The organism is Brevibacterium sp. HMSC24B04, from assembly GCF_001806835.1.
Lineage (GTDB): Bacteria > Actinomycetota > Actinomycetes > Actinomycetales > Brevibacteriaceae > Brevibacterium > Brevibacterium ravenspurgense.
Genome location: NZ_KV786072.1, coordinates 142416 through 153481 on the forward strand (window position 1 = coordinate 142416; position 11066 = coordinate 153481).

An 11066-nucleotide genomic window follows, 5' to 3' on the forward strand; every position below is an offset into this window, starting at 1 on the left:
CGCCGTGTCTGAATCGAACCCGACCATCACGGCCGAAGACTTCGGCTCGAACGAATGGCTGGTTGAGGAGCTCTACGAGCAGTACCTGAAAGACAAGAACTCAGTAGACAAGGCCTGGTGGCCGGTCTTCGAAAAGTACGAAGCTCAGAGCAGCGATTCGGCCCCTGCCGCACAGAAGGCGGCCCCGCAGAAGAAGGCCCCCGCCGCATCTTCGCAGAGCACACAGAAGAAGAGCTCGACGTCGTCCAAGGGCGTAACCCCTTCGTCGACGGAAGCGGAAACCCCGAAGGCCGAATCCAAGACCGCCGCCTCCAAGAATTCCGCAGCCGGCAACGCGCAGAAGTCCGCCTCGGCACCCCAGGACGCCGAAGACAAGGTAACGAAACTGCGCGGACCGGCCAAGGCCGTTGCCGTCAACATGGACGACTCCATCAACGTCCCCACCGCAACGTCCTACCGCCAGCTTCCCGCCAAGGCGATGATCGACAACCGCATCGTCATCAACTCGCACCTCAAGCGCACCCGCGGCGGCAAGGTCTCCTTCACCCACATCATCGGCTTCGCCGTGATCAGGGCACTCAAGGCCATGCCCACCCAGAACGTCTACTACGACGAACAGGACGGCAAGCCCGCAATGGTGCAGCCGGCCCACGTGAACTTCGGTCTTGCGATCGACGTTCCCCGGCCCGACGGCACCCGCATGCTCCTGGTGCCCAACGTCAAGGCCGCCGACACGCTGACCTTCCGCGAATTCATGGCAGCCTACGACGACCTCGTCGAACGCGGCCGCAACGGCAAGCTCGGCGCTGAGGACTTCGCCGGCACCACCGTGTCGCTGACCAACCCCGGCGGCATCGGCACCATGATGTCCGTCCCCCGCCTCATGCGCGGCCAGGGCGCCATCGTCGGCGTCGGCGCCATGAACTACCCGGCAGAATTCCAGGGCGCAAGCCAGGAGACCATCAACCGCCTGGCCGTCTCCAAGGTCGTCACCCTGTCCTCGACCTACGACCACCGCGTCATCCAGGGTGCGGGCTCGGGTGAGTTCCTCAAGCTCGTCCACGAGTACCTGCTGGGCGGCGACGGCTTCTACGACGAAATCTTCGAGTCCCTCCAGCTGCCCTACGAACCGGTCCGCTGGATGCCCGACCTCGATGCATCCGACACCGACGACGTCAACAAGACCGCCCGCGTCATCGAGCTCATCGACTCGTACCGCACGCGCGGCCACCTCATGGCGAACATCGACCCCCTGGTCTACCGCCAGCGCACGCACCCGGACCTCGACATCAACAACCACGACCTCACCCTGTGGGACCTCGAGCGCTCCTTCGCAACCGGCGGATTCGGCGGCAAGCCCGTTATGCCCCTGCGCGACATCCTCGGCCTGCTGCGCGACGCCTACTGCCGCACGACCGGCTACGAATACATGCACATCGCCGACCCGGAGCAGCGGCGCTGGTTCCAGTCAAAGATCGAAATCCCCCACGAAGAGCTCACCCGCGAAGAACAGGGCCACATCCTGGGCCGTCTCAATGCGGCAGAGGCTTTTGAGACCTTCTTGCAGACCAAGTACATCGGCCAGAAGCGCTTCTCGCTCGAAGGCGGCGAATCGACCATCGTCCTGCTGGACGAAATCGCCAACGAAGCAGCTGACGCAGGTCTGGAAGAAGTCGCCATCGGCATGGCCCACCGCGGCCGCCTCAACGTGCTGACGAACATCGCGGGCAAGTCCTACGCACAGATCTTCCGCGAATTCGACGGCGTGCAGTCGCCCGAATCCTTCCAGGGCTCCGGCGACGTCAAGTACCACCTGGGCATGGACGGCTCCTTCACCTCGCCCGCCGGAAACACCACCAAGGTGTCGGTTGCTGCAAACCCCAGCCACCTCGAAACCGTCAACCCCGTCCTCGGCGGCATTGTGCGCGCCAAGCAGGACGAACTCGACCACGGCGAAGAGGGCTTCGGCGTTCTGCCGATCCTCGTCCACGGTGATGCCGCTGTCGCAGGTCAGGGTGTGGCCTTCGAAACCATTCAGCAGTCCGAACTGCGCGGCTACCGCACCGGCGGCACGATCCACGTGGTCATCAACAACCAGGTCGGCTTCACCACCCCGCCGGCATCGGCTCGCTCGTCGTTCTACTCAACCGACGTCGCCAAGTCGATTTCGGCCCCGGTCATCCACGTCAACGGCGATGACCCCGAAGCCGTCTTCCGCGCTGCCCGCCTGGCATTCGAATTCCGCCAGACGTTCCACCGCGACATCTTCATCGACCTCGTGTGCTACCGCCGCCGCGGCCACAACGAGGGCGACGACCCGTCGATGACCCAGCCGGTCATGTACTCGCTGATCGACAAGAAGGCTTCGGTGCGCAAGCTCTACACCGAATCGCTTGTCGGCCGTAAATTCATCAGCGACGAACAGGTCTCCGAAGTCGTCAAGGACTACCAGAACAAGCTCGAAGCTGCCTTCGAAGAAACGAAGGAAGCCGAGAAGTCCGCAGGCGCTGACGCCGGCTTCCCGCAGAAGATCGACATCGCACCAACCGAGTTCGGAACCGAAATCGAAACCGCAGTGTCGAAGGACGTAATCGAAAAAATCGGCGACGCACACGCCGAAGTCCCCGAAGACTTCGAAGTCCACAAGAAGCTGCGCAGCCTGCTCAAGAAGCGCCAGGAAATGTCCCGCTCCGGCGGTATCGACTGGGGCTTCGCGGAGCTGCTGGCCTTCGGATCGGTGCTTATGGAGGGAATCCCTGTCCGCCTTGCCGGCCAGGATTCCCGCCGCGGAACCTTCACACAGCGCCACTCGGTGCTGATCGACCACGACAACGGCAACGAATGGACGCCGCTTGCCAATCTCACCGACGACCAGGCTCGCTTCTGGGCCTACAACTCGCTGCTGAGCGAATACGCGGCCATGGGCTTCGAATACGGCTATGCCGTAGAGAACAAGAAGGCCCTCGTGCTGTGGGAAGCCCAGTTCGGTGACTTCGCACAGGGTGCACAGTCGATCATCGACGAATACATCGCGTCATCGGAACAGAAGTGGGAACAGCTCTCCGGTGTTGTTCTGCTCCTGCCCCACGGCTACGAAGGCCAGGGCCCGGACCACTCCTCGGCCCGCATCGAGCGCTTCCTCCAGCTGTGCGCAGAGAACAACATGACGGTTGCCTACCCATCGAACGGCGCTTCGCACTTCCACCTGCTGCGCCGTCACGCACACACAGAGAACAAGCGCCCGCTGGTGATCTTCACGCCGAAGTCCATGCTGCGCCTCAAGGCTGCTGCCACGGACGTCGAGCAGTTCACCTCCGGCCGCTTCGAACCGGTCATCCAGGACACCACCGTCGACGCTTCCAAGGTCAACCGCGTGGTGCTTGTCGCCGGCAAGTTCTACTGGGACCTGGTTGCCGAACGCAGCAAGCGCAACGATGAGACCACGGCAATCGTCCGCATGGAGCAGCTGTACCCGCTCGACACCGACGCGGTGAAGGACGTGCTCAGCGCCTACCCGGCGGATGCCGAAATCGTGTGGGCTCAGGAAGAACCGGAAAACCAGGGTGCTTACCCGTTCATGGCCCTGCACCTGGATCCCGCACTTGACGGCCGCACCCTGCGCCCCGTGAGCCGCGCATCGTCGGCAGCCCCGGCTACCGGTCTGAAGAAGGTTCACGACTACGAACAGGCCGAAGTCATCAAGCGGGTTTTCGATAAGTGACCCCGAAGAGGCGCACATCGATCGTCGTGGCTGGTGACCACCTGGTTGCCGGCCACGGCGACGGTCGTGCACTGGGCTGGGTTGGCCGGGTGGCTGTTCGCACTCACCCAGCGCTCGAAAACGCCAGGTTCTACACTCTGGCTGCCCCGAGCGAAGACTCCGCACAGTTTGCCGACCGCTGCATCGCAGAGGCCGAGCTCCGGTACGGCGATGACGACGACAAGCGACTGGTGCTTGCGCCAGGATGCGGAGACATCGCCGCGGGAATTTCTACGGCACGATCCCGTCTGAACCTGGCCAATATTCTCGACCAGGCCCTCAGCCGCGGATACTCCGCATTCGTTGTCGGGCCGACCCCCGGGCGCAGTCAGAGCGAAAACCGTCAGATCGAAGAGCTCAATCGAGGTTTTTCGGAAGTCGCGCTGCGCCGCAGCATCCCGTACGTCGACTGCTTCACTCCCCTGGCAGACCACGCTGTCTGGCAGAGGGAACTTGCCACATCGAGCGAAGGTCTGCCCGGTCAGGAAGGCTACGGGCTGTTGTCATGGCTGGTGCTCAATCGCGGCTGGTTTGAGTGGCTGGGCGTAGACGACGTCACCGGCTGACACGAGGTGCAGCTCACATTATTTGGCGTGAGCGCAACAGTGTGAAAGAATACCGTAGTTGACCAGGAGGAGATCATTATGAGCAAGCGCGGACGTAAGCGCAAGGACCGCAGGAACAAGCCCGCTAACCACGGCAAGCGCCCCAACGCAGGCCGCTGATCCTCGGTCTCATATAGACGCAAAGGGCGTGATGGTGTTAATCACCATCACGCCCTTCTTGTTTGTCTGCTGACTTCAGCCAGCTGTACAGTCTGTCATTCAGCACTGCCTGTCATTCGACGGTGACGACGGCGCAGCCCTGCCAGCTCAGCCCTGCCAGCGGATTTGGGTGCGCTCCACCGTGATCCTTGCGCGGATGCGGTCTGCGAGCCCCTCCGGTGCGACGTCGCAGTTGCACGACCGGCGCACGAGCTCCTTCAGCATTGATTCGATCTGGTATTCGTCAGAGCATTCTTCGCAGTCGCTCAGGTGAGCTTCGATTGCCTGACAGGATTCGGGTCCGAGCTCACCGTCGAGGTAGCCGTAGATGCGCTCCAGGCTTTCCATGCGACACGAACTCCAGCGATTTGTCTCTGTCATTTCTTCGCCTCCGTCTTCGCTGTGCCGATGCCCCGCTCCGCCGCGTAGTCAGCGAGCTTGTCTCGCAGCTGACGGCGTCCACGGTGCAGACGGGACATCACCGTGCCGATGGGTGTGTCCATGATTTCGGCGATTTCCTTGTACGGGAGACCTTCGACGTCCGCGTAGTACACAACCATCCGGAAGTCATCCTGCAGGCTGGCCAGTGCCTCTTTGACGTCGGAGTCGGGCATTTGGTCGAGAGCTTCGAGCTCGGCCGAACGCCCCTGGTCCGAGGTGTGGCTGGCTGCCCGGTGCAGCTGCCAGTCCTGAATGTCGTCATCACTGGATTCCAGCGGCTGACGCTGTTTCTTCCGATAGTTGTTGATGAACGTGTTCGTCAGAATCCGGTAGAGCCACGCTTTGAGGTTGGTTCCGGGCTTGTACTGGTGGAAGGCCGCGTATGCCTTCAAATACGCCTCTTGGACGAGGTCTTCAGCGTCTGCGGGGTTGCGGGTCATGCGCATGGCGGCCGCGTACAGCTGGTTGACGTACTGCAGGGCGTCGGCTTCGAAGCGCGCTGAGCGCTCTTCGTCCGTTTCGCGTTCAAGATCAATCGGTTCACTCATCACGGTCAATGCTACGTCGCCGTGATGTGCGCGCTCTGGGAAGTCAGCTGCCCGGGTACTGGACGCACCGGTCGCCGAGGCCTCAGCTGACCCCTGTCGCTCTTTGCACAGAACCATGCGGTCTCCTCTCGATCTGTTCACTGAGCACAACGGCCTGCAATGGGCGACTATTCCGAGGTGCCGCCGCGGAGCGACCGACTCTGCCGATTGCGCTCGTGGGCGATATGCTGGGAGTGCTCTCGAAAGAAAGGACGCAGCTTTGTCTCTCGTACGGCTTATTGCCCGCCCCATGCTTGCCTCGTCGTTCATCGCCAACGGCGTCATCCGGGCACGCCGCCCCCAGTCCGCTTCTATCGCCCCTCTGACCCGCCTCCTGGATGAAAAGTTTGACGTCCAGGTCAGCCCCGACCTCGTTGCCCGCGGTGCCGGTGTTGCGCAGATCGCCGCCGGCAGCCTGCTTGCAATCGGCAAGATGCCGCGCCTGTCCGCCGGCCTGCTTGTGAGCACCTACCTCATCGATGTTGTTGCAGAACAGCTTGACGGTGAGACAGAGAAGAAGACCTCGCTGGTCACCAAGACTTCGCTGCTGGGCGGTGCTCTGCTGGCAGCTGTCGACACGGCCGGCCGTCCCAGCCTGGCATGGCGTGCCCGCCACGCTGCCGAGAGCGCGTGGGACAGCATCGAAAAGCAGTCCGCTAAGGCAATGGACGCCATTACGCCGAATTCCTGATGACTGACGTTTTCACCACGTGGCCCGCACCCGCTGTTTCTCAGCCGGTGCGGGCTCGTGTTTCTGTTCCCGGTTCGAAATCGCTGACCAACCGTCTGCTTGTGCTGGCTGCCCTCGCCGAGGCGCCTTCAACTCTGCGAGCACCGCTCGTCTCGCGCGATACTCAGCTGATGCTCGATGCAGTTATTGCTCTTGGCGGTGCTGTTGAGCACGACGGTGACGCTGTGCGCATCACTCCTATTGAAGGCGTTCCAGATGCCCCGGCCGAGGTCCAGTGCGGTCTGGCCGGCACTGTTATGCGCTTTGTGCCATTCGCAAGTGCCGCAGCCGGGGTTTCAGCACGCTTTGACGGCGATGCGCAGGCTCGCGTTCGCCCTATGGGCACTGTTCTGTCTGCACTCCGAGAGCTCGGGGTGGATGTCAGCCCTGAAAGCGAATCCCTGCCGTTCACCATGACGGTTGATGCAGTCCCCCGCGGTGGGTCCATCGACATCGACGCCAGTCAGTCCAGCCAGTTCGTGTCCGGACTTCTGCTGGCAGCACCGCGCTTTGCCGAGGGCCTCACGGTGCGCCACACGGGTGCTTCCCTGCCCTCCGTTCCGCACATCGACATGACAGTCGAAACGCTGCGCGCTGCCGGTGTCACGGTCGATACCCCTGAACCGAATGTCTGGCGTGTGCACCCAGGCCCGATCGCACCGCTGGACATCACGGTTGAACCTGATCTGTCGAACGCTGCCACCTTCCTCGCTGCCGCACTCGTCACCGGGGGCGAAGTCACCGTCCCGAACTGGCCTGACAACACAACGCAGGCTGGCGATGAATTCCGCGATATTGCGCGGGCCTTCGGCGGTGAATGCGAACTCATCGACGGCGAACTCACGGTCCGCGGACCCAAGCAGCTGCAGCCGGTAGACCTCGACCTGTCATCCGTCGGCGAACTGACCCCCGTGACCGCCGCAGTGGCAGCGGCAGCCGGTGGCACCTCGCGAATCACCGGGATCGGCCACCTGCGCGGGCACGAAACCGACAGGCTCAGCGCATTGGCAGAAGAACTGTCAGCCTTCGGCGTCACGGTCGATGAAGGCGAGGACTCCCTCACCATCACCGGCCCACCGGCTCCCGATGCCGATTCCATCGCCGACCGCGGCTGGAACACATACGCGGACCACCGCATGGTCATGGCCGGAGCGATACTGGGCCTGGTCACACCGGGGCTTGTCATCAACGACCCCGACACCGTCAGCAAAACACTGCCCGCATTCACCCGAATGTGGGACGAGGCTTTCGGCTGATGGCAGGCCGCTACGCGAACTTCACAGAAGAGGATTACCGCCCCCGCCCCAACAGAAAAGGCAAGAGGCGGAGGACAAAAGAGCTGCCCAGCTATGACGACGCGATCGGCGGGATGATCACATCGGTCGACCGGGGCCGCTACCGCACCCGACTCGACACGGGTGTCAGCGTCACGGGTGTCCGCGCCTCACACCTGAGGCGCACTCCCCTGGTCCCCGGTGACCGAGTGAGGTTGGTGGGCGACACCTCGGGAACCGAGGGAACCTTGGCCCGCATAGTCGTGCTGGATGACCGCAAGACGATTCTGCGGCGCAGCGCCGACGACAGCGACGACACCGAACGTGTGATCGTCGCCAACGCCGATCAGATGGTCATCGTCACCGCCGCTGCCGACCCCGCACCCTCAGAGGGGCTGATCGACAGGGCGATTGCCGCTGCATTCAATGCCGAGATCGAACCGATCCTCGCTGTCACCAAGCTTGACCTCGCACCGATCGACGCTCTGCGTGAGCGCTTCGCAGACACTGGAGTGCCGATCGTCGCGTGCGGATTTGATGACTCCGGGCAGCCGAAGACCGAGGAGCTCGCGGAACGTCTGCACGACAGGATCAGTGTGCTGCTTGGACATTCCGGGGTGGGCAAATCAACGCTCATGAACGCCCTTGTTCCCGAGGCCGACCGGGCCACCGGCCACGTCAACCAGGTCACCGGGCGCGGCCGGCACACCAGCTCTTCCGCACTGGCGCTGCCGCTGCCTGATGGCGGATGGATCATCGACACCCCGGGTGTGCGCTCCTTCGGCCTCGCGCACGTTGACGTGGACACCGTCATCGCGGCGTTTGCCGACCTCGCACCCGCCACCGCACACTGCCCGCGCGGGTGCGAACACCAAGCAGACTCCCCCGGGTGTGCTCTCGACACGTGGGTCGCCGACGGCCGTGCAGGCCAGGGTGGGTCGGCACGGTTGTACTCGCTGCGCCGCCTTCTGGACAGCCTCAGCACTGACTGAGCTGTTCGACTAGCCTGGTGGGCATGGACGACCTCGAACTTGCCCACTATTTGGCTGACAAAGCCGACGCGCTGTCGCTTCCTGCATTCCGCGCGCAGGACTTCAGCGTTTCGCAGAAGCCGGACATGACCCCCGTGACGGACGTTGACCGCGCAGTTGAACACGCCCTGCGCGAAATCATCGTCGATAACCGTCCCGATGATTCGCTGTACGGGGAAGAATTCGGTGCTTCCGGTGAAAGCGCCCGCCGCTGGATCATAGACCCCATCGACGGGACGAAGAACTTTGTCCGCGGTGTTCCGGTCTACGCCACCCTCATCGGACTGTACGAGGGTGCCACTCCCCTTTTGGGCATGGTGAGCGCGCCGGCACTCGGCCGCCGCTGGTGGGGCACCCCGGACGGCGGCGCCTTCTTGAGGTTTGACGGTGATGATCGACAGATCTCCGTTTCTGAAGTCAGCGAACTGGCCGATGCATCACTGGCTTTCTCATCTCTGTCCGGTTGGCGTGATCTTGGCCGCCGCGACGCTTTTATTTCATTGACAGACCAGGTGTGGCGCCTGCGCGGCTATGGTGACTTCTGGTCATACATGCTCGTAGCGGAAGGTGCTGTCGACATCGCGGCGGAACCTGAGCTCGAACTGTATGACATGGCCGCCCTTGTACCCATCGTGCAGGCAGCCGGCGGCGTCTTCACCGACGTTGACGGCCGACCGGGACCGTTTGGACCCAATGCGGTCGCATCGAACGGACACCTGCACCAAGCCGCCCTGGAGAAACTCGCATGACATTAGAGCTCAGCCCTCTGCCAGAAGAGGTCAACCGGGCCGCCGGACTGCTGGACGCTGACGGCAAGCCCACCGAAACGATCTTCGGGGTTATGACGAAGTTCGCCGCTGAACAGGGAGCTGTCAACCTCGGCCAGGGTGCCCCCGGCATTCCTGCTCCCACACCGCTGCTCGACGCTGTCGATCGCGCTATGAAGGACGGCGAGAACCAGTACCCGCCGGGACAGGGTCGTCCCGATCTCATCGAGGCCGTGTGCACTCAGCGGGAACGCGAATACGGGCACAAGGTTGAGCCCGAGCAGGTGCTCATCACAGTGGGCGCGACCCAGGGGCTGACGAGCGCCATCATGGCGCTGCTGCCGCGCGGCGGGAAGCTTGTGACCTTTGAGCCGTTCTTCGATTCCTACCCTGCGGCTGTCGCAATGGCCGGGGGCGAGTTCGCCACTGTTCCCCTGCTGCCCGCTGACGGCAGCTGGCAGCCGGATTGGGCGGCCTTCGAACGTGAAGTCGAGGGCGCATCGATGATTCTGGTCAATTCGCCCCACAACCCCACCGGGACCGTGTTCTCCGCCGATGCTCTCGACCGGATCTATGAAGCAGCCGAGCGCGTGAACGCATGGATCCTAACCGACGAGGTCTACGAACACCTGGTATTCGACAACACCGACTACCAGCCGATTGCCGCCCGCTACCCGGATTCTGAGCGCATCGTGTCGGTTTCTTCTGCCGGGAAGGCATTCAACATCACCGGGTGGAAGATCGGCTGGCTCATTGCTTCTCCCCGTGTGCGTGCGGCATGCCAGGCAATCCAGCAGTACATGACGTTCTCCGTGGGCAATCCACTCCAGGCGGCACTCGCACAGGCGATCGGCGAAGGATGGTCGTTCCCCAAGGAAAACCGCGATGTCCTGCAGCACAACCGCGAAATCATCGTGGGCGCGCTGGAAGACGTGCAGGGCATGCAGATCCATGTACCCCAGGCCGGGTACTTCCTGCTGGCCGATTTCTCGCAGCTGACAGACAAGGACGCGACGGCGGTCAATGACGTGCTCACCCGAAAAGTCGGCGTGACGGGAATTCCGGCTACAGCACTGTGCCGCGAGGGTTCAGAAACCGCGAAGCGCTTCCGCAGCTTCATTCGCTTCAGCTTCTGCAAATCGACTGAGGAAGTCGAAGACGCTGCCCAGCGCATTCGCAACAACCTCGACGTGTTCCAGAGCCTCTGAGGGTTAAGGCGGAGCCTGCGCCTGGGGGTGGATGACCCGACTCACCCCAGTTTCACGCCTGAGCTGCGTACGCCCCGCCTCACCCCAGATTCACGCGCAAATGCAGATTTGCGGTTTAATGCAGCGCAGCAGCGCGCAAATCTGCATTACAGCGTGAGAACGGCCCGCAGCGGCGCTGAGCAACCACGACGAGGGCCCCGGCACTTCTGTGCCGGGGCCCGTCCGTTCACACCTGGCGAGGTGCCACTCTCCCCTGCCTTCCACCTCGGGAGTTTTCGGGTGGCGGGGAGCAGTACGAGCCAGCGTGAGTCCGCGTTGACTCCTCTTCATCCCAGTTTCACGCGCAAATGCAGATTTGCGAGTTATTGCAGCACATTAACGCGTGAATCTGCATTAAAGCGTGAGAACGGCCCGCAGCGGCGATGCGGCAGCCCCGACGAGGGCCCCGACACTTCTGTGCCGGGGCCCTTTCCGTTCACACCTGGCGAGGTGCCACTCTCCCCT

Annotated in this window: 10 protein-coding genes; 8 read left to right on the top strand and 2 right to left on the bottom strand. The window is 62.9% G+C overall.

The features are described 5' to 3' along the window. Positions 1-4: 4 nt before the first annotated feature. The 3 genes from HMPREF3092_RS02530 (at position 5) to HMPREF3092_RS11585 (ending at position 4485) form a co-directional block, all read left to right on the top strand. Positions 5-3721: a multifunctional oxoglutarate decarboxylase/oxoglutarate dehydrogenase thiamine pyrophosphate-binding subunit/dihydrolipoyllysine-residue succinyltransferase subunit gene (locus HMPREF3092_RS02530; RefSeq protein WP_070423721.1), complete on the top strand. Its 3717-nt coding sequence runs from the start codon at positions 5-7 to the stop codon at positions 3719-3721. Then, positions 3718-4326, top strand: a complete 609-nt coding sequence (locus tag HMPREF3092_RS02535) for a GDSL-type esterase/lipase family protein (protein ID WP_070423722.1) — start codon at positions 3718-3720, stop codon at positions 4324-4326. The genes HMPREF3092_RS02530 and HMPREF3092_RS02535 overlap by 4 nt, the downstream gene beginning before the upstream one ends. A 78-nt stretch (positions 4327-4404) precedes the next feature. Then, on the top strand, positions 4405-4485 hold the full coding sequence (locus tag HMPREF3092_RS11585; RefSeq protein ID WP_370919328.1) for a 50S ribosomal protein bL37: 81 nt from the start codon (positions 4405-4407) through the stop codon (positions 4483-4485). 147 nt (positions 4486-4632) lie between these two features. On the opposite strand, the gene rsrA is transcribed toward HMPREF3092_RS11585, so the two are convergent. Together rsrA and HMPREF3092_RS02545 are read right to left on the bottom strand one after the other, a co-directional pair. Further along, positions 4633-4905, bottom strand: a complete 273-nt coding sequence (gene rsrA / locus HMPREF3092_RS02540) for a mycothiol system anti-sigma-R factor (RefSeq protein WP_070423723.1) — start codon at positions 4903-4905, stop codon at positions 4633-4635. After that, positions 4902-5513 carry a sigma-70 family RNA polymerase sigma factor gene (locus HMPREF3092_RS02545; RefSeq protein WP_061943217.1) on the bottom strand — a complete coding sequence of 204 codons (612 nt, stop codon included), beginning with the start codon at positions 5511-5513 and terminating at the stop codon, positions 4902-4904. Before HMPREF3092_RS02545 ends, rsrA begins: the two co-directional genes overlap by 4 nt. Before the next feature lie 259 nt (positions 5514-5772). Between HMPREF3092_RS02545 and HMPREF3092_RS02550 the strand changes: the two genes are divergently transcribed. From HMPREF3092_RS02550 to HMPREF3092_RS02570, 5 genes are read left to right on the top strand one after another with little or no spacing between them, the layout of a single operon-like run. Continuing rightward, positions 5773-6243, top strand: coding sequence for a DoxX family protein (locus tag HMPREF3092_RS02550; protein ID WP_019175462.1), 471 nt, complete (start codon positions 5773-5775; stop codon positions 6241-6243). Further along, positions 6243-7538 carry a 3-phosphoshikimate 1-carboxyvinyltransferase gene (gene aroA, locus HMPREF3092_RS02555; protein ID WP_070423724.1) on the top strand — a complete coding sequence of 432 codons (1296 nt, stop codon included), beginning with the start codon at positions 6243-6245 and terminating at the stop codon, positions 7536-7538. The genes HMPREF3092_RS02550 and aroA overlap by 1 nt, the downstream gene beginning before the upstream one ends. Beyond that, positions 7538-8548, top strand: coding sequence for a ribosome small subunit-dependent GTPase A (gene rsgA, locus HMPREF3092_RS02560; RefSeq protein ID WP_070423725.1), 1011 nt, complete (start codon positions 7538-7540; stop codon positions 8546-8548). Before aroA ends, rsgA begins: the two co-directional genes overlap by 1 nt. A 23-nt stretch (positions 8549-8571) precedes the next feature. Then, the gene (gene hisN, locus HMPREF3092_RS02565; RefSeq protein ID WP_019175465.1) at positions 8572-9336 is read left to right on the top strand and encodes a histidinol-phosphatase; all 765 of its coding nucleotides are present in this window, start codon (positions 8572-8574) and stop codon (positions 9334-9336) included. Then, positions 9333-10562 (top strand): aminotransferase class I/II-fold pyridoxal phosphate-dependent enzyme, encoded by a 1230-nt coding sequence (locus HMPREF3092_RS02570; protein ID WP_070423726.1) that lies wholly within the window; start codon positions 9333-9335, stop codon positions 10560-10562. Before hisN ends, HMPREF3092_RS02570 begins: the two co-directional genes overlap by 4 nt. Positions 10563-11066 lie beyond the last annotated feature (504 nt).

Coding starts and splice junctions, on each gene's coding strand:
- HMPREF3092_RS11585 (WP_370919328.1), top strand. CDS start 4,405: ATGAGCAAGCGCGGACGTAAGCGCAAGGACCGCAGGAACAAGCCCGCT.
- rsrA (WP_070423723.1), bottom strand. CDS start 4,905: ATGACAGAGACAAATCGCTGGAGTTCGTGTCGCATGGAAAGCCTGGAG.
- HMPREF3092_RS02545 (WP_061943217.1), bottom strand. CDS start 5,513: ATGAGTGAACCGATTGATCTTGAACGCGAAACGGACGAAGAGCGCTCA.
- aroA (WP_070423724.1), top strand. CDS start 6,243: ATGACTGACGTTTTCACCACGTGGCCCGCACCCGCTGTTTCTCAGCCG.
- rsgA (WP_070423725.1), top strand. CDS start 7,538: ATGGCAGGCCGCTACGCGAACTTCACAGAAGAGGATTACCGCCCCCGC.
- hisN (WP_019175465.1), top strand. CDS start 8,572: ATGGACGACCTCGAACTTGCCCACTATTTGGCTGACAAAGCCGACGCG.
- HMPREF3092_RS02570 (WP_070423726.1), top strand. CDS start 9,333: ATGACATTAGAGCTCAGCCCTCTGCCAGAAGAGGTCAACCGGGCCGCC.